Genomic DNA, 19,766 nt, shown 5'->3' on the forward strand with positions numbered 1-19,766 from the left:
CGGCCAGCCACTGCCTCAAAACATATAGTTCCAGCGCGCCGAAAACGCGCCGGTGCGCTCCAGCTGATAACCGTTGACATAATCCTGAATCGGCTGCAGCCATTCCAAACTGAAGGTATGCCCGGCGAATTTGCCGCCCGGCACAGCCACCTGAAGCCCCAAACCGATGTCCCAGTAATGGCCGCCGGAATTTTGCGGGTAATCGACGGTGGAGGTCAGATTATGCGCCAGTTGCGTAGTCTGGCCTTGCAGCAAAGCGGTCGGATTCAATTGGTATAAATCGCCCTTCAGCTTGTTCTGTTGGGTGTAAACGCCTCGTACCGTACCGGACAGCCAAGGCGTGACTTTGTAGCCGGCCCAAGTCGAACCCTGATAGGTATCGCCGAGCGCATAACCCGATTTGTTTTTATCCTGCAAGCGTTTGACCGCGCTAAATTGAGCGCCCCAGAACACGTCGTCGTGCTCGCCGGTGTAGGTCAGCGTCGGCTTGAAATCCCAAGTACCGCTGCCCGATTGCATGCCGTAATCTTGCAAGACCTTGATATTGGCTTGATAGAAATGATCCGCCCCCAGGCTGTCCGGCACGTTGACCGTGCTCAGCGTCGTATGCGGAATCGCGACATTGCCGGTCGGCGCGCTAACGCCGATACCGGCGTGCAGATGGTGGGCCGTGTCGTCGAACAGCTTGACCAGCGCGATCAACGAGGTATCGCCAAGATCGAACACGGTGTGATGCATGCCGGCATAAAACGAACTGGTATCGGTGACGTAATGCTTTTCGGTGTAGGTCGAGTTCGGCGTGTAGTTCGCGGCACGCAGGTCGTCGCTCATGGTCATATCCATGTCCATTAGCTGCGGCATCACCATCAAATTCAGCCAGTCGGTCGGCGCATACATGATGTCAAGCATATGCATGCCCATATGCATCGACGCCGGCTTGACCAAACAGCCGTTGAAGGCCGGTACGCCGGAACCGTAACCGGGGCAACCGCCCGCGACGATTTGGGCGTCGGATACCGCCTGGCTGCCGTGCAGCATGGTGCCGGCTTGGCCGTTGTACATATACATGTAGCCGACCATGACATCGTCGGCCTTGGGCATCATATGCCCGAACATCACGCCGGCCGGCACCGGCGCGCCGTGATGATGATGGTGGTGATGCGCATGCGGATCGCCATCGCCAAACAAGCTGTCGATCAAACTGCCGTCGCCGCTCAGTAAACTGCCGGGCGCCGACAAATTGATGTTGACGCCGGCGTGGGCGAGATAGTAGCTGTAGTCCGCATAATCGCTGCCGCCGCCTCCGCCCAGCTTGAAAGCGCTGGCACGCTGGTAATATTCGAAGCCGGCTTCCAATTTAACCGCCTTGCCGATTTGCTTGGACAGTATCACGCCGCCGCTTAATGCGCCGAACCCCGATAAGCGAAAATCGCTGGAATAGAAGCCGTCGGCCCGCGGTGCCAAGTAATAAGGCGCGAAGAAATCGGCCTTAGATTGCGAGTAATAACGAACGCTGGGCGTCACCGTGATGCCGAACGGCAGCGATTGCAACCATTTCATCTCGAAGGTATGGGCGTCGATTTTCCAATCGTCGTGGTAGTAGCGGTAATCAAAATGCAGCGCCGCATCCAGCGCCGGAAAGTAATGATTGACGCCCCCCGAAAACGAAAACAGATTGCGCTGACCCGGCCGGTTTTCCCTGAACAATTCCGGGCCGACGATTTCCAGCTTGCTGATAGCCTTCCAATCGATTTCGGAATTGGCCCCGGTATTCGACAAGGCCAGATATTCTTCCGGGGTGATTTCACCGCGCACATAAACCGTCTTGTAGGCATTACTCAGAAAGCCGGACTGGTGCGTGAACGAGCCGGCCAAGTTCAGCAAGGTATTCTTGTCAAGCACGTGCGAAATCGCCAAGTTGACGCCGTGAAACAGGCTGTTGGCGTTCAGACTGGAATAATCCGTACAGGTACTGATTTCGCAATCGGCCGGGTGAATGTGGCCCAGGCCCAAGCCGGACGGGGTATGGGAATGCCCGCCATTGCGAAAAATCGCATTGCGAGTAACCGAATATCCGCCAGACACGGTAGTCAGTTTGTCGTTGAATTCGTGACTGAAGTTCAGGCTACCGAAGTTGGACTGAAAGTCCGGCTCTTCGGACTGACCGCCGGTAATGCCCAGCGTGGTGTCATCGAAATAGTATTTGAGCCCCAAAACCGGCTGGGTTCGCGTTTCCAGCGGCTGGGTCTGAAACCGCTGCACGGCTTTGTCGTTGGCGGGTATGAAATTGTTTAAGGCCGCGTCGAAACCCGCCAAGCTGGCGATCTGTTGATTGTTGGCCAATACATCTTGCGGAATGTTATTACCGTAGATCGCCGCATCGGCGTCGTTCAGCGACGTCAAAATGCTGTTATAGGCCTCTTGATAGAACGACGAAGTTTGTAACAGACTCTCCGCGCCGGACAAGGTGGCCGCCGAAACCGCCGATGCGGCGGATACGACGTCCGCGTAGTCCTTGCCGTTTTCGGTGGTCTTGATCGCTACCGGCTGGTTGGTCATCGCCGACGGCAAACTGTAAGCCGGCGACGCGCCGGTGTAGGTGTCGCGGTCCAGGCTAAAGTTGAATTCCAACCGGTCGTTCAACGGAATAAGGCCATCCGCGTGAAAGATCTGGACGTTCATCCGCCCGCTGCTTTCCTGATAATAACCGTACTCGGTATTGCCCTCGGCCTGAGTGGAAGGCACGCCAGCCGCGCAATCCAGCCCCGGCAAACTCAACGCGGCGGTCGTCAGAGCCGCCAGCGCCTTGGATTTTTCAGTACTAATTACAGCCACAACCGCCTCCCGATCCTGAACGGCCGCCTTGCGCGGCTTCCCTGCTGGTAAAGATATGGTCGCGGATGTGATTCAGATTGGGGTTCGGGTCCAACGACATAATGTCCTTGGCCATCACTCCTCGTTCCCACGGCGCCACGTCCGCACAAGCTTGGCAGCCCAGCCACGCTAGGGCCAGGTACGCCGCCCGCTTTAATTTCCGCTGCTTATCCATGAATACTACTCCGCCAACAAACCGGCAATCTTTTCCGAGAGCGCCGTTTGATCCTCTTCCCTAAATCCCAAATGTACATAACGAATCTTGCCGGTTTTATCGACCAGATAGGACGACGGCATGGCCTTGACTTGAAACGCACTCGGACAAGCGCCTTCCGCATCGAAGGCAATCGGATAGCTCACCGGATGTTGCTCGATAAATTGCCGCGCTTGTTCGGTGTCTTCATCGACATTGATCGCCACAATTTGCAACCCTCGTTGCTGAGATTGACTGAACAAGCGATCGAAAAACGGCATCGACTTCAAGCAGGGTCCGCACCAAGTCGCCCAAAAATCGACCAACACCACTTTGCCGCGGTAGGCGGAAAAATCCAACGGTTCCTTGCCGGCAAAGCTCGCCGCGCAGGACGGTAGCGCTTGCCCTACTTCTGCGCCAACCGCGTTTAGCGACAGCGCGATGCCCAACACAAAAATCAACACGGACGAACAATAGCTCTTATTCATAAATTACAACAATGCCCAACAAGCCTTAGCGAAAGTTAACGTTTAATTTGCGTCGCGAACCAAGCGAACGTAATGTGCGGACGTTTTGGCGTTCAAGACATAACCGCCGTCCTCGAACGACACCCCCCACGCGTTGCCGTCGGACGAATCGGAATTGGACCAATAATCCGCCGTTTGGCTATTCGGATAAAAATCGTAGTCGATCAGGCGCGTGACCCGCGCCGATGCATCGTCGGTTCGGGCGCCGACTAGGCTGAGCAATTCCTCGGCGGTCGGCAAGCGCCAATCGAAAGCACCGCACAAACCTTGGGCGTTCACCGATTGCACATAGGCCTGAGCTTCGCTCCAGGTGTACACGTTATCCTTGTCGCGTAATCCACCATCATCGCTTTTTACCTCCCAAATCAGGCCGCTGCTGTTATCCTTGACGCAAGACCAACTGGCGCTACTGGCAATCGCCGCCACGCCGTTCGTATTCAATTTGGTCAAACCAACCAGGCTTGGGCTAGCGCTGACCTCGCAAGACAACGGCGCGGTCGTCAGACTAAAACTCACAGTCTGATTGCCGTCCAAATTTAGCGGATTGCCATCGAGGGCCAAACTCCATACCTTGCCGTGACGGCCCGACAACACGCCGGCACCGGCGGAAACGGCAACCGAGAAGGTTTTGGTTTCGCCTATCCCCCAAGTATTGGCCACCGCGGGCGAAATGGCGCCTATCGTCAAATTGCCGGTCGCCGAACCGGGCGACAAGCTAACATTGTTCAATACCACGCTGCTGTCGTTGCGGATATCCCATTTCACGGTACGGCCGCCCCCCTGAGCGATCTGGCTACCGTCGACCACGGCGGCATTGTTTTCAAAATAGCGCCGCACCAACACCAAATGAATATTCGGATTTGGCGTTTGCAAGCTGAAACCGATTTGCTGGCTATTATCCAACGTCAACGCTGTACCGCCACCGTAACTCAAATTCCAGTTTAACGCATGACTTCCACCTAAATCGTCGGCGGGCGCGGTCACCGTGACCGAAAAGGTCTTGCTTTCGCCGCTCGCCCAACTGGCGACCGACGCGGGCGAGATTGCCGCGACCTGCAAGTTACCGGTCGCCGTACCCGCCGCGAGCACGACGCTGTCGAGCGAGGTGTTGCTATTATTTTTCACAACCCAATTCAGCACCTTAGACGTGCCTTGAGTGATCGAATCGCCGGCATGGTAAGTGTCTGACGCGTCGCTACCGTAATACGCGTTCAGCAACGAAACGCTGACGATGGGCGCCACCGAAAGTTGCGCCGACAATCCGCTGTCGTTGCCGGCGATCGGTAAACTCTGGCCGCTGTCGTAACTGAAGGTCCAAGCCTGTTGATAGCTACCGGCCGGTATCGTCGCCGGGGCTATCGCGCTCACCGAAAAGTCCTTGGTAACGCCGTTCGCCCAATCATCGGTACTCTCCGGCTGAATCGTTGTATACGTCAGACCACCGGTGCCGTTCGCAGCGACCAACGCAATTTTACAAGAACTGATGCCGCCTTCCCTCGCGCACAAGGTGTAGCCGCTGTCGTTGCGCACGCTCCAAGTCAACACCTGGGTCTGACCGGCGGCTATCGCCTGATTGGCGTTAAAATTTTGCGAAACCAGGGTCAAACCCGGCGCACTCGGCACGACCGTGACGCTGACGACCGCGTACGCCTTGGGCTTGGCTTTGTCGGTGACGGTCAACATGAATTTCAGCGTCCCGGCAACCGACGGACTAACGAAAGTAGCGGACGCGCGATTGGCGTTACGCAACTTGACTTTCTTGCCGCTAATCTGCCGCCATTGCCAGCGCTTAACGGCCTTGGTCACATCCCATGCGCTGCCGCTCAGCGTGACGGTCGCGTTGTAGAGCACGGTCTGATTCGAACCCGCACTGGCGGACAGAACGGCCCAACAGTTCTTCACGGGCCCCACCATCAAAAACAGAGCGAGCCAGATTAAGCGAAACCAAACTTTACCAGTCAAAAATCGATTCATAGTCACCACGGCCAAGCTTACTTTATGCTATCGAAGCGTCATTCCTGCGGACGATTCGGCGAGATCAAACGGTTATTCGGTATTAAAGCAACAATAATTCGGGTGCGATTCGTTCCATGAAAATTTTCCGGTAGCTCTCGGCCTTCCTGACCTGCATGCTTTCCATCGGATTATAATCGTCGGTAATCAGAATACCGTTGGCATCGGTCATCGCATATTCGTGCTCCGACAACCATTGAATCGGCCGAGCGAGTTCCGGCTTATTGCGATCGAATTCGATGCCACCCCGCGAAGCCAGAAAAATAAAATCGGTGAATTCGCCTTTTTCGGTGGTGAAAACGCGAATATTCGGGAACAGACTGGCCAACGTTTTATAAACCGAGGTCACCGCGTTCGCGCCTTCGCCTTGCGTGAAGCCGACGTAGTTCAGCGCCAGAATACCCTGCTCGTTCAACATCGCTCTCAAGCCGCTCAACATCTCGACCGTCAGCATATGTGTCGGCTCTGAACCGCCGGTAAAACAGTCGTGGATGATGAAGTCGTAGCGCTTATTGAGCTTTTTGACTTCGTAACGCGCATCGCCCACCAAAAATTCGCCGGTCGGCTGAAAATTGAAATACTGCTTCGCGGCATCCGCGACTACCGGATCGATTTCTATCGTGTCCGTCGCCAGTCCCTTAGCCTTTAAATCGCGAGCAACATGGCCGCCGCCCAAACCGATCAGCAAGGCTTGATTGGCCTCGGGTCTGAACAACGGCGGCACCAAACCCAATATCACCTGATACCCCAGCAAACTGCGACCTTGGGCTTTTTCGACCGCACTCAGCACCGAAGAATCGGACAACAGCAAGCGAAAGCCCTTGCGCTCGTCGTCGACGACTCTAACCCAGCCGTAGATGCTTTCCTGTTCGTGCAACACCTTAAAGCCGCCGACCGATTTGACGGTCTTCGCATAGCCGTTCGCCGCCAACGTACAAGTCAGAGCGGCCACCAATACCACCGAAAACGTCGCCCCACCCGTTGACGGCGCCGGCCTGTCGAAAACCAGTAAACCGATCACCACCACTAATAACGCCAGACTCAAGCTGAACACGATCGCGCGGGTACCGAATTCCGGCAACAAATAGAAAGCCAGCAACAGTGTGCCGATCACGCTGCCGACGGTGCTAACCGCATACACCGAACCGACTGCCCTACCCACACCCCGCAAGTCGCGGGTGGCCATTTTGATCACATAGGGACCAACCATCGCCAACGAAGTCAGCGGCAGCGTAAACAATAACAACGCACTGACAAACGCGCCGCCGCGTATTCCCAGTGGATTGGTCCACGTCATTACCGGACCGCCGAGAAACGGAATCAGCGCCGTTGTCACCGACGCCAGCGCCAAAATATGCGCCAGCCGCAAGGCCGGATAACGATCCGACAAATAACCGCCCAGGTAGTAACCGATCGCCAACGCAATCATCGTTACCGAAATCAGCGCGGTCCAAACGTATAAACTGACCCCATAAAACGGCGCGATAATCCGCGTCCCCAGCAGTTCTAAGATCATCACGGCGCCGCCGCTAAGCGTCACCAGGGCAAACAACGCGGCGGTGCTCAATGCGCCGCTCCGCGCTTTAGAATCTGTTAAACCGTTTTCAGACATGACTGACCAAACTTTGAGTAAGAAGTAAAAACCTATTGATCGCCGCGAACTTCCTAACAAGTACTCGATCGGTAATCGGGCCGGGCATTATAAGCGCGAAAAACCAAATCGTCCGTTGCCGGCATCGAATCGACAGTATGCCGGCGACTAAAGAAAAACGCCTCGGCCATCGAATGTCATTTAAAGCGGCATCCTTAAGCGTCACAAACCGGCCCGATGGCATCAAAACAAAAACGAGCGCTTGCCCCAATTCCTGGGGCGAGCGCTCGCGAATGGTTGGCATCCCGCCAATACGTTATCGAATCAATCTGATAACCTTCCTTGAATTAAGTGCTACGCGCGCGGCGTTTCATGCCCAGGAAACCCATCAATGCGCTACCGAACAACCAAACCGCACCAGGAACGGGAACGGTGGTTACGCTGAAGTTGCTGATAGTCAAACCGCGGGCCAAACGGTCGGCTGTGTAGGCTGCCGCGTACTGGCTACCGGCGGTGGCGCCGCCGTTGACGATGTCGTTGAACAACTGGGTGTACTCCGCGACATTGGCGCCGCCGATTGCCAGGGTATAGACGCCGGCGTGCAAAAAGCCATTCCAAGACACGCTGTTATCCACCGTACCGTCGGCCGCTAAAACGCCAGTAGTTCCGCCTGATGAGTTGGTGAAGCTGGAACCCGCCACGGCGTCCGCACCCGATTTGCCGGTATAGGTAATCGTTGCGATCTTAGCAGTATCTAAATTACCCAAATAGTTTGGTCCATGGGTATCGGTCGCGCCGGCAGTGCCATTGTTGCCTGTGGTAATACTGCCGTTGGTATCGAACACGCCCCACAAACCGGTAGGGTTAGCGGCTGTGCCGGCCGCCGCGCCACCGCGAATGTCATTGACACCCGCGAACGGCGACCAAGAAGCAAAATCAGGCGCTCCCGCCAAATAGGCGGCGGTATCGGGATCAGCCGCGGTTGAAGCGACATCGCCCACGCCGTCGTGCGAGGAAGCTGGAACCACGCCGTTGTACAACGAGAAGCCTGGGTTCAAGGTGCTTGCACCATTGGCATTGGTTGTACCGGTAATGGTGAAGCTAACATTCGCGTCTTTTTCCAGAATGAAATAACGGAAGCGGATGTCGTGAGTATTACCCAAGGAATCCGGGTTCAAACCGGCCAGATAACCGCCGTTGCTGGATACGGTGGGTGTAAAGTTTGCCGCAGCGCCATAGGTACTTGTCGCGCCTTGGGTGTTACCTGTCAACGGATCGTAAGTGCCCGCGCCCCAGTACAAAGCGGAACCGTAACCCACGTGCGCCATCGCTTGACCGGACATTAATGCCATACCGCCAACTAACGTTAAAACCGAAGCTTTTAAAGTCATTTTTTTCATAGTTATTTTTACCGTAATAATTATTATCCCTCTGACAGACCTTGAATTCGCAGTGAACCCCAAATCCGTCCCTTACATCGATTGCAACCCGGCCGTCCCTTCCCCCTAAGAGGACCCGTGGCTTTCCGGCTTCGCCTCGCGGCGAATGTGGCGAACCATCCCTGGCAAAACGTCCTGTTTTCTCCTCATTTCCCAAAACGAAAGTCAACCTTTGGCGCTATTGCGTTTCCTTGCCGTTGCCGTCAAACCCGCCAAGACCGGAGCGAACAACCATACTGCCGCCGGCAAAGGCACCGCCGTCACGCTTAAGGAAATCTGGCCGTCCAAACCCTCCAGCGCGGTTGCAGCGTCATAAACCGTTCCGCCGCCGGCCGCGATCGTATAATCGCCGGCGCCCAACAGATAATTCACCAGCGACACCGAATTGCCTCCCGCAGGACCCACGTGAGTCAGATATTGAATCACCGCCCATTCGCCGCTGTTATTGGCCATGCTCCAGGAATCCAGCGCATCGAACTGGCCGCGATATTCGACGTGCTCGGTATCGCGAAACGGCGACAACACACCGTTATCCACCGGCGAAGCCAACTTGACGACATGCGGCGTTGGTGTGGAAACCAATACTTTAGGGTTCAACGGGTCTACCGTCGTATCGTCGTGCGCTTCAGCCGCGAAAAGCCCCGAATACAAACTGAATGCCGGATTCAACGCATCTGTTCCACTGATATCGCTAAAAGTGATGGTCACTAACGAAGATTGGTCCAGATGAAATTTAAAAAATGTCCCGCCGGCCAACGAATGACTATCGCCCAACACCGCCTCGGTACCGTTATGCCAACCGAAATTGGTAAACGTTCCACCATTGATGCCACCCGGCGACGAAATCGGATCGCTTAAATCCGCGTAATCGACATGCGCCTGCGCCTGTCCGGACAAACCGCACAGCGACACGACAGCTAGCGCCGCCCAATTAAACCTATTCATATTCAACATAAATCCCCCAAGTAAAAAGATCCAACGTCCGTGCCGATGAAAACCAACTTTCATCAATCGTCCGACAACACAATAGCCAATCCAAAAATCTTTTCTATACTTCGTCGGCTAAGCTAGCCTGTACGGATGCAAGTCGTATGCCATGCATTTTTCCCGCATAGAGCCTGGGGAAGACACAGGTAAAATAATTAAACTATGTTATTTACAATAATAATATCGGCAAATCGCACAACTTTCCTTCCTCGACAAGCTCCCGCTCAAGAACAGCTTTCATAGGCAAAAAAAACGGCCCTTTCGGGCCGTTCACAACCGATAACACATCCTTGTGTCTTTTATTCATCGGTTACATATCGAGCTTTCCGAGTCGGAAATTTAGGCAAATAATACTTTGCGGCGATTCAAACCCACGAATCCAGCCAAGACAGTGCCGAACAACCAAACAGCACCCGGCACCGGCACGGCGGCTGCGGTAGCAACAGCCGAGAACTCCAAATGACCATGCAGATTTGACAGACTAAAATCGCCTGGATTCACCGCGCCGGAAGCCCCAATTGTGTAATTGCCGGCACCCAGAATTAAGGTCAGAGTCTCTATAGTCTCGCTGGCGGAAGTACCGGCACCGCCAGCCGGGTTATTGTCGTTCACGGCTTGTCGAAACTCGATATTACCCCAGTCGCCCGAGACATTAGCTTGCCCCCAGTTCGCCAAGGCATTGAATTGACCGACATAGTTGGTAGCCCCCATCGTCGCGAAACTGGTATCGCGAAATGAAGAAGCGATACCCTGAGCATCGACCGGCGCATTCGCCGAGTCGAGAGCGTCCTGAACCTTGGTGCTATTTGCCAAACCGGTCTTCGGATTCAACTTCTCATTGGCATCGTCGTGCGCTTGGTAGTTCAGTACACCGTTATATAAGGTAAAGGCCGAATCGATGTAGTTACCGGTACCATCATCGACAGTCCAGGAAATCGTCACCTTCGATTCCTGATCCAGGCGGAAGTTAAAAAAGTCGACTTTGTGACTATCGCCGAGCAGCGCCGTCGTACCGTTGTACCAACCATAAGACGTCACATCGTCCACATCTACCGTCGCCGAACTAGCAGCGGATGAGTAATTGACGTTGGTAAAGCTGCCAACCCCGGTATAGGCCTGATTAGCCGCATTCCATTGAGAAGGGTCGTTCAGGGGACGGTCGCTTTGGCCGCTAAGCGCGGAGCCAATACCATTAGCGGAACGCTGCGCCGGGGTAAGCCCAGCACCGCCCAACGCCAATACCGCCGCCGGCGTGCCACCGTATTGCGCGGTTGAAAGCACCTTACCGGCCGCCGTCAGATCGCCAATCTGCGCCCCCTGATTGAGATCGTAATACTCGACATGCGCTTGAGCTTGCTGAGCCACGCCAGCCAGCGCCAGCGCAATGCCCAGACCCAATTTAGATGCCGATTTGGCATTCGATTTGTAAAAAATTTTATTTTTCATGTGTTCTCCACTGAAGGATTGATAAATTTCAACGATTCTTGCAAGTAAGGACGTAAGCAACCCAGTCCTAAAACTAAAGCAAATAGCAAGCCAACAACACCGCTAGAGAATTCCGGCCCGACAACACCCGAGCAAATCTAAACTGTGTTAAATACCGCATCTATTAGGGCATTTAACGCACTCCTTGCGTATCCTGCTGACACAGCCGACTCACTTGGTTCCTGAAAATTTGCCAAGACCGGGCGGTAAGCGATTCCAATCCGCACCCTTTAACCGAGTTCGGCTATTGAATGTGACAGGATTGCGCAACCCTGTTATCGGGACTGATCCGCGCCGCCCCATGTTCGGAACGGCGTTTTTTTATTCCGAGAAGCCCCATCAAACCGGCCAGAAAAGACCATGCCGCCGCCGGTAGCGGGACTGGCGACGCTTCCAAATGACTTTCGATCACAACATCCGCGAACAGCCCCTGAGCTTCGCCCGCCGCCAATTCGAAATTGAAGACGTCGGATTGGCCGATACTCGCCGCGATCGGCGCGCCGAGCCACGCGTCCGCTCTCTCATATCCCGCTAGCGTTTGCCCGTCCGAACTAAAATAATCGACACTCACCGAACCGGTACCGTTTTCACCGGTAACGGCAACCTGCAAGTCGTAATCCAGTCTCACGCTGATCGAATACACATCGCTGCCGAGATTCGTAAACTCCAGCCCATACCAGCCCAAATGATGGGAATTGAGTGCTCCGCTGTTCAAACTGGTGTCCACCGCAAAACGGTAAGAAAATGCACCGGCAGCACTCAAGCCTGGATTCTGTGCGCTAACACTTCCGTCTCCAACGATATCGGACCATGAGTAATCGCCGCCATCATACACCGGCGTATCGATCTGTTGAAACGAACCCGCAATTTGTAAACCCGATAAATCTCCCGGATTGGTCAGATTCACGATGCTCGCCACCGAGTAACTCAAATTCGCCGATGCGTTTTGAGTGGCGGCCGCCATGACGGGTTGCGCCCCGCACAACCCGACCGCGACGGCAACCCAAGGAATTGGACTGTATTTATTCGCTATTTTCATTGTTAGAACCCTATTTAGACGGATCGTCAAGACGACCGAGACCCGCTGCCAATTCACTATTCCCTAGCCGCCGGCCCAATTTACACTGGCGGCGGCCGGCTATTTTTATTGCGCTAATAACTGATCGAAGCGCAAGGTCGGCTCGGTCGATCCGCTCGCCCCAACCGCCGGGACGACCATGACCTCATCCTTCGCGAAATTCGCCAACAATGGATTGCCGGCCGTTACAAGGCCCGCATCGCCAACATGACCGTTCGGCACCACCACCTCCGGATGATCGAACGGCGCTTTTTGGTATCGCACCCTCTCGTCGGTGAAGGATTTCAAGAAAGCGATCAAATCCGCGCGATTGGTAGCCGTGTTCAAGTCCGATGCAATCGTATTGATTTGTTCGTGCAAGTTGTCGTTATAAAAGTTGCCGTGTCGCGTGTAAAACTCGATCACCTGCTCCAGTGTCGCCATGCCGCCGTTATGCATATACGGACCGGTCAATTCGATATTCCTAAGAGTCGGCACTTTGAACGCGGCGTAGGTAGCCACAGCTAATTTAGGACCGCCAACCGCCGCCCGAGCCGCCGCCACCGACGGCAAGTAGGCCCACGCGGGGTCTGCGCAATTGACGTTTCGTAACACGCCTTCCTTGCTGCCGTCGGCGATCAGGTCATCAACGGTCGTGAAATAGCTTGGAGACACATAACTGGTATTCACCGCGAATCCGGCGAGAAAATCGCAAGCCCGAGTGGTTGTAACCACGGCATCTTTAACCCCTGCCGTCTCACCCAATACGTAATTGACGTATTGCGCGCTAAACGACAGCGGATTCCCGAAATCATCGACGCCGCCGACACCGGGATCATCGTCGGGATCGGCAACGCCGGTGTTAACAAAACCCAAATCCATCAACGTCGGCGTGGTGTTGGCGGCGTAATCGCGCGTTACCACGTTGACATAACGTGTCAACCCTGCGTATCTGACCGCGTTGTTGGGTCCAAAGGCGTTCGGACCGTAAGCGATAGGCGTCGCGTCCGGCCCAAAGGTTTTACCTTCGGTCGGCGTCAACAAGGCCGCGCTAGACGCCAACGCCGCCAAACTCATGGTCGGCCCGGTATGGCACAGATTGCAATGGTTATTGAAAAACACGCCATTACCTCTCGTCAGGGACGCGCGCAACGCGGTCGTCTCGGCGGGCGTGGCACCGTTCACGTTGGTCCAGGTCGGCCGCAATTGCGCGTTGAGCGGACTCAAGTCGAACGGCGATTGGTCGGAGATCAAAGTCGACTGATAAAGCTGCAAGGCCAAGCCAAAAAACATCGAGAAGTTGGCTTCCATCTGGCTGTAAGGCGTCTGCCCGGTTGGCGCGCCGAAAGGACCTGTGCCACTGAACGCCCAATATTTCGCGTTAAACGCTTTGATAATCAGGTTTTTATACGTCGTGTTCAAGCCGGGTTTCAAGTTACCGGCACTACTCAGACTCAACGGCCCAAGCACGCCATCCTCGGGATGAACCTTTTGATTTTGCAGCGGCTGCCGTTGAAGCAACTTACGACCGATATCCGACCATTTGCGCTTCTGGCAACTCATCTCTGTATCGCTAAGCGCCGGACCGGTCGCCAGCGATGCCAACGAGGAGTTTACCAGGCGAAGTTTTTGCTTCTCGACGCTACGCGCGTTTAATTTAACCCAAACGCCGGCATCGGGGTCGCGGTCGCCCCACGGGCTGCTACCGTTGAAAATATTGTTGGCCCGGCCGTCCCAAAAATTTCGGAAATTAAACACCGAGTTAATCACGGTCGGCGCATTGCGCGGTTCCACCCGCCGGGTACCGACATGATTGACGTTAAACACCGGATCGGCGCCACGCGCGCAATCGTCGTTACCGCCCGTCAGCCGGGAAGAACCTTTGAACGTGCCGCTAAAAGTACCCGACGAGGCAACAACATCGTCGGTCGTTGAAATCACGTCACTGAATTGATCGGCCGGATTGCTCAGTTGATGCAGCGGAAAATCGCTAAGCGACAGGGTATGATTAGGACCGCCGCCGCCGGAAGCTAGTGTATCGAAAGTCTGCCCGCTAGGCCTGGTACTCTTGGCACCGGGATTGATCTGGTTTTTAACCCGACCGTCGGCGCCCGCATGAAAATGACAAGATCCGCACGCCATGCCGTCGCTGCCCAAGTTGGTATCCCAAAACAAGGCCTTACCCAACGCAATCGCGGCGTTTTTATCGACGACGATGGGGTCGCCGCCATCCAGCAAGCCAGGCACTGGCGGCACCGGTACGTTGCGCAACGAAACCGGCACCGGACCGTGCGCCAGCGCGGGCCGCACCATCGCTCCGAGCAACAGCGCAATCTGTAACTTAACAAAAAACTTCATGGAAACCTCGTAGGAACCCGCTCAAGTTCCAGTAAAACCGACCGGAAAGCGGCACGGTGTTTAGCAGCGATAAAAAACCGGGTTTGCCCGACATGCGATCAGCTCGCGTCAGACCATCGACCATCCGGCAACTCTGGCGGAATACTCTTAAAACAGCTAAGTTCAAACGTCGCCAAGCAGTTCCCCGTCAAACAACGAGGCGACCGCCTGGGAAAGCGAGTCCAGGCTCCGCCATGCCTGGACTCTCGGTAAACGATCGCGAATCAGGCAACTCGCGACTTGCCGCGCCGTATACCTAAAAAGCCGGCTACCGCCGAACCGAACAACCAAACCGCGCCCGGCACCGGCACCGTGGTAACACCGTTATTGCTGATCGTCAGTTTATAAGCGTTACCCGCGCCAAATTCGCAACCCTGACCATTGGCGTTGTTGTCCGGGCAAGCCCCGGCGTAACCGATCAGATAGTAGCCGGCTTTCAGGCCGGTCAAGTTCAAGATGGCTTCGCCCAAACTCAAAACCGCCTCGCCTGAACCGACATAGGGCGAATTTTGGTTGTAGTTGTATAGCGCCGTACCGTTCAACGGGTCGCTAGCGCCACCGCCATATTCGCCGAGATTCTGCGGATTGCTGGCACCGGCATACAAACCCTGAATCTTGTCGCCGTCACCGTTGGTAAACGAGTAGCCGGCGTTGGCGTAGCCTATCCAACCGTCATGCCCATCCAGAATGTTACCGACACTCCCAGTACCCAACCAACCGTTACTGCCCAGAGCGCAATCGCCGCCCTGACCGCACGGATCGTCGGCAGTGCCGCCGTCGCCATAACCGCCGCGCACTTGGTTCCAGGAATGACCGTATCCGTTGTTTGCTTTTCCTGTCACCAACGGATCGCTACCGCTAGTCCAGATCGAAAACGCGGGGTAATTCATCGGAGCCACCGAAGTAGGCCCGGTCACCACGCCACCCGTTTTCTTGTAGGTCACAACGCCGGACTTCGCTTGAAGGTCCACGGTCACGTTGAAACGAGTACCGGCGGCAATGTCGGCCTCGTTGCCGACCTGAAAAATCTGAAATCCCGCCGTGTGCGTCCAACCATAGTTAAGATTTGTACCGTAGTCCGACCACGCGCGGTTTGGCGCGGTATTCGTCGCCGCGACACTGGATGCCGCTGGGTTGCCTGACGCCGACTCGACCGTTGCGACGGCACCCGCCGTCAAAACCGGCAGCGTCGCGGGGCTAATAGCAGCGGCCTGATTGGAATACGCCGCCATGCCGGCGACACCCAGCGTGACCATAATCGATCTACGTAATACGTTGTGTTGTTTCTTCATTAAATTTGCCTCGAATGACATTGGTAACTTCCCATCCCAAATCTGTTTACCGGGGCAGTCTGGCAATCTTGAGGCAAGATCCAGATTTTCCGAGGCCCGCTCACACAGGCATTGGCTTTTTCCTGGTAACGACTAGGGTATTTTATTTCAATGAGTTTCAATCAAAAAACATGCCACACTTTAGCGCTATAAAAATTAATGGATTAGCTAGAAAGTGTATTTAAACTATGTTATTTAAAGAATGTGCTACGTCATATGCCTTACTTGAGCGTTGGTAAGCGATGTTCCGGCGAACTTGCAGCCAACCCACGAAAAACTCAAACATGGCAAAGCAATCGCCCTCCGCGCGTTTAAGCCACGCTCCGCTAACGACTCACCGCCGCGCACAGTCAATCAGCCATTGACGCTCAATCACGCGGCACTCACCGCCCTAACGCTCAAACCTATACGTCGCTAATAATCCAAGTTCGCCGTCAACTGATACGCTGTCTTCTGACGATTGAAATACCGGCGATCGCGGTCGCGAATAACCAAACCGCCCCAGGCACCGGCACCGTCGTAACGCCGTTGTTGCTGATCGTCAGTTTATAAGCGTTACCCGTAGCAAAGTCGCAACCCTGGCCATTGGCGTTACCGTCCGGGCAGGCACCCGCGTAACCGATCAGATAGTAGCCGGCTTTCAGACCGGTCAAATTCAGGATGGCTTCACCAAAACTCAAAACAGCGTCGCCTGAGCCGACATAGGGCGAATTTTGGTTGGCGTTGTACAGCGCATTACCGTTCAACGGGTCGCTAGCGCCGCCGCCATATTCACCAAGGTTATCCGGATTGCCAGCACCGGCGTACAAACCCTGAATCTTGTCGCCGTCGCCGTTGGTAAACGAGTAGCCGGCGTTGGCATAGCCTATCCAAGCATCATGCCCATCCAGAATGTTGCCGATACTTCCCGAACCCAGCCAGCCGTTGCTGCCCAGCGCGCAATCGCCGCCGGCCCCGCAGGGATCGTCAGCGGTGCCGCCGTCGCCATAACCGCCTCGCACTTGATTCCAGGCGTGACCGTATCCGTTACCGTTTGATTTTCCCGCCACCAGCGGATCGCTACCGCTAGTCCAGATCGAAAACGCGGGATAATTCAACGGCGTTACCGGCGTGGGCCCAACCAAAGTGGTCACACCATCATCTCTTTTCCTCGTGTAAGTCACAACACCCGCCTTGGCTTGCAAGTCGACTGTTATGTCAAAACGGGTGCCGGCGGCAATGTCCGCTTCACTGCCGACCTGGAAAATTCGAAACTCCGCGTTGTGCGTCCAACCGTTGTTGTGTATCACTGTGTCGGACCACGCGCGGTTCGGCGTGGTATTGGTTGCCGCAACACTGGATGCCGCCGGATTGCCGGACGCCGACTCGACCGTCGCGACGGCACCCGCCGTCAGCGTCGGCAGCGTCGCGGGGCTGATCGCCGCAGCCTGATTAGAATACGCCACCATGCCGGCAACGCCCAACGCGGCCAAAATTGATCGACGCAAAACGTTCTGTTGTTTCTTCATTTAATTCACCTTGAATGAGTTATTCACTTCACATCCCAAATCTCGGTACCGGAGCCGTCCGGCAATCTTCGGGCAATATCCAGATTTTCCACGACCCGCTCGCGCGGTCATTAGTTTTTTCCTAGTTAAAGATTGCGACCTTCAGTCTAAAAATATGCCGATGGCTAGTGCGTGCAATTCAATGGTTTACCGAAAGCGCGGTTAAATAGATCCTAAAGGATTGTCGCGCGACATCCCTGGGCTGAAAGTTCGCAAACCAATTTTCCGGCGGATTTTCAGCCAGCCCATGGCAATCTCGAACGCGGAGGAACAATTAGCCACCGCGCGCAAAGCCACGATCCGTTGACAATCCAACGCCACAAGCAATGCCGCGCCTGCGGCTCTAACGCCAAAACCTGTACGCCGTATAACAATACAAGCGCGCCATCAACCGGCGCGCTGTCTTCCAACAATCGAAATTCCGGCGATCACCGATCCAAATAGCCATACCGCCCCAGGCACCGGCACGGTGGTTAACCCGTTGTTGGTGATGGTCAATTTATAGGCATTGCCTGTGGCCAAATCGCACTGCTGACCATTGGCATTACTGTCGGGACAAACACCCGCATAACCGATCAGATAGTAGCCGGCTTTCAGGCCGGTCAAATTCAGGATGGCTTCGCCGAACCGCAAAGTTGCCTGGCCGGATTCGACATAGGGCGAATTTGCGTTGACGTTGGTGACGGTCTTGCCGTTCAACGGATCGCCAGCACCACCGCCGTATTCGCCGAGGTTATCCGGATTGCCGGCGCCAGCATACAAACCCTGAATCTTGTCGCCGTCGCCGTTGGTAAACGAGTAACCGGCGTTGGTATAGCCTATCCAACCGTCGTGGCCATCTACAACATTGCCGCCGCCACCGCTCCCGAGCCAGCCATTACTGCCCAGCGCGCAATCGCCGCCGACGCCGCACGGGTCGTCGGCATTCCCGCCATCGCCGTAACCTCCGCGCACCTGATTCCAGGAGTGACCATAGCCCAGGCCATTCGGTTGGCCGAAAACCAGAGGATCGCTGCCGCTGGTCCAGATCGAGAATGCAGGATAATTCATCGGCTCTACCGGATTGGGTTGAGCACTTCCGCGTCGGTAAGTCACAACGCCGGCCTTGGCTTGCAAGTCGACCGTCAAATCGAAACGGGTGCCGGCGGCAATATCGGCTTCACCGCCAACCTGGAAAATACGGTACTGAGCGATATAGGTCCAACCGTAGTTGTAATCTGGGCCGTAGTCAGACCACGCTCGGTTCGGCACGATATTGGTTGCCGCGACGCTGGAAGCCGCCGGATCCCCGGAGGCCGACTCGACCGTCGCGACCGCGCCCGCGGTCAAAACCGGTAGTGACGGCGGACTGATCGCCGCCGCCTGACTGGAATATACCGCCATACCAGCGATGCCCAGCGCCGACGCTATCGACCGGCGCAATATGACTTGTTTACCCTTGTTCATCAATTTCCCTAACACCATTTTGATATGTTGAAAATACCCAGCGAGCAATAACCAAACCGACGCCAACTTATCGGTGACCCAATTCCTCGAACGCTCCACGCGCCCTCGGACGTTAGAACATCCTAACGCAAATGTTAATTCAATAAATGTGCCAGATATTTTTAATATACAAATTAATATCTTATAAAAATAAAATAATTAAACTATGTTTAATCGCCATATTGCTGCGGCATATCCCTTAATTTACAATTCGGTCTATCAATTTTAACAATTCTGTTTTCTCTGCAAAGCCTCTAAAAGGACCATCCTTTCTCAAATAAGCATCGATTCGACAAAATTAGCTCGTCTTTTGCTCGCGTCTCTATTTCTCTAACTTGATAATCGGCCTACCATCGAGTGCTTCAGACAAGCGGTAATGCAAGATAAAACTCAAACTTAAACCGTACCGCACACTAATTTATAGATTGCGGCGCTATAAGCGATCGCAAGGCCTATTTACGGCCTTTGTAATACTCCATGAAAATGGGGTATATCAATTACCAAGCAACAGGGGCAATGCATCGGTTAAGAAAAATTCACAACTAAAACCATGAAATTCACCCAATGGATTTGCAATACTCCCTACCCTAAACTTCGACCAACCTTAAGGAACCTCTGATTATTCAATTTTTCAAGACAAATTGATGTTTACGTCATTGATTTAATTGACTCTGAAATTTAAGGTTACGAATTAATCAGATGATCCTTAACGAGTTCCCAGCACATAACGGCAAATCACCCAAAACCGTTACCTTTCTAAGCTATTTAACAAAGATAACTTTCGCGACACTCATACAGCACATGATCCACGCCTATTCTCAGGTGGCATAAAACCTGCGT

General features: G+C 54.6%; 13 protein-coding genes and 1 riboswitch. All 13 genes read right to left on the bottom strand.

Features of this window, described 5'->3' with window-relative positions; all coding sequences use genetic code 11:
- Nucleotides 1-15 precede the first annotated feature (15 nt).
- The 13 genes from ACQE3D_RS16370 to ACQE3D_RS16430 all read right to left on the bottom strand — a co-directional run bounded on the left by ACQE3D_RS16370 (nucleotide 16) and on the right by ACQE3D_RS16430 (nucleotide 18,887).
- Nucleotides 16-2,835, bottom strand: coding sequence for a DUF3570 domain-containing protein (locus ACQE3D_RS16370; RefSeq protein WP_313729710.1), 2,820 nt, complete (start codon nucleotides 2,833-2,835; stop codon nucleotides 16-18).
- Nucleotides 2,822-3,049, bottom strand: a complete 228-nt coding sequence (locus tag ACQE3D_RS16375; protein ID WP_064025112.1) for a DUF4266 domain-containing protein — start codon at nucleotides 3,047-3,049, stop codon at nucleotides 2,822-2,824. Before ACQE3D_RS16375 ends, ACQE3D_RS16370 begins: the two co-directional genes overlap by 14 nt.
- Nucleotides 3,050-3,054: 5 nt before the next feature.
- Entirely contained in the window at nucleotides 3,055-3,555 is a 501-nt protein-coding gene (locus tag ACQE3D_RS16380; protein ID WP_313729709.1) for a TlpA family protein disulfide reductase, read from the bottom strand.
- Between the two features lie 42 nt (nucleotides 3,556-3,597).
- Nucleotides 3,598-5,496, bottom strand: a complete 1,899-nt coding sequence (locus ACQE3D_RS16385; protein ID WP_313729708.1) for a DUF1566 domain-containing protein — start codon at nucleotides 5,494-5,496, stop codon at nucleotides 3,598-3,600.
- A gap of 154 nt (nucleotides 5,497-5,650) precedes the next feature.
- Entirely contained in the window at nucleotides 5,651-7,174 is a 1,524-nt protein-coding gene (locus ACQE3D_RS16390) for a fused MFS/spermidine synthase (protein ID WP_313729707.1), read from the bottom strand.
- A gap of 371 nt (nucleotides 7,175-7,545) precedes the next feature.
- Entirely contained in the window at nucleotides 7,546-8,598 is a 1,053-nt protein-coding gene (locus tag ACQE3D_RS16395; protein WP_313729706.1) for a hypothetical protein, read from the bottom strand.
- 79 nt (nucleotides 8,599-8,677) lie between these two features.
- Nucleotides 8,678-8,760: riboswitch (cyclic di-GMP riboswitch) on the bottom strand.
- A gap of 42 nt (nucleotides 8,761-8,802) precedes the next feature.
- Nucleotides 8,803-9,582, bottom strand: coding sequence for a VPLPA-CTERM sorting domain-containing protein (locus ACQE3D_RS16400; RefSeq protein WP_313729705.1), 780 nt, complete (start codon nucleotides 9,580-9,582; stop codon nucleotides 8,803-8,805).
- 381 nt (nucleotides 9,583-9,963) lie between these two features.
- Nucleotides 9,964-11,070 carry a PEP-CTERM sorting domain-containing protein gene (locus tag ACQE3D_RS16405; RefSeq protein WP_313729704.1) on the bottom strand — a complete coding sequence of 369 codons (1,107 nt, stop codon included), beginning with the start codon at nucleotides 11,068-11,070 and terminating at the stop codon, nucleotides 9,964-9,966.
- A 283-nt stretch (nucleotides 11,071-11,353) separates the two neighbouring features.
- Nucleotides 11,354-12,148: a VPLPA-CTERM sorting domain-containing protein gene (locus ACQE3D_RS16410; protein ID WP_313729703.1), complete on the bottom strand. Its 795-nt coding sequence runs from the start codon at nucleotides 12,146-12,148 to the stop codon at nucleotides 11,354-11,356.
- A gap of 105 nt (nucleotides 12,149-12,253) precedes the next feature.
- Nucleotides 12,254-14,524, bottom strand: a complete 2,271-nt coding sequence (locus ACQE3D_RS16415; RefSeq protein WP_313729702.1) for a cytochrome c peroxidase — start codon at nucleotides 14,522-14,524, stop codon at nucleotides 12,254-12,256.
- Between the two features lie 263 nt (nucleotides 14,525-14,787).
- Nucleotides 14,788-15,855 (bottom strand): hypothetical protein, encoded by a 1,068-nt coding sequence (locus tag ACQE3D_RS16420; protein ID WP_313729701.1) that lies wholly within the window; start codon nucleotides 15,853-15,855, stop codon nucleotides 14,788-14,790.
- A 473-nt stretch (nucleotides 15,856-16,328) separates the two neighbouring features.
- Nucleotides 16,329-17,402 carry a hypothetical protein gene (locus ACQE3D_RS16425; protein WP_313729700.1) on the bottom strand — a complete coding sequence of 358 codons (1,074 nt, stop codon included), beginning with the start codon at nucleotides 17,400-17,402 and terminating at the stop codon, nucleotides 16,329-16,331.
- Nucleotides 17,403-17,828: 426 nt separating this feature from the next.
- Nucleotides 17,829-18,887, bottom strand: coding sequence for a hypothetical protein (locus ACQE3D_RS16430; RefSeq protein ID WP_313729699.1), 1,059 nt, complete (start codon nucleotides 18,885-18,887; stop codon nucleotides 17,829-17,831).
- Between the last annotated feature and the right edge of the window lie 879 nt (nucleotides 18,888-19,766).

The organism is Methylomonas sp. MS20, assembly GCF_050275925.1.
GTDB lineage: Bacteria > Pseudomonadota > Gammaproteobacteria > Methylococcales > Methylomonadaceae > Methylomonas > Methylomonas koyamae_A.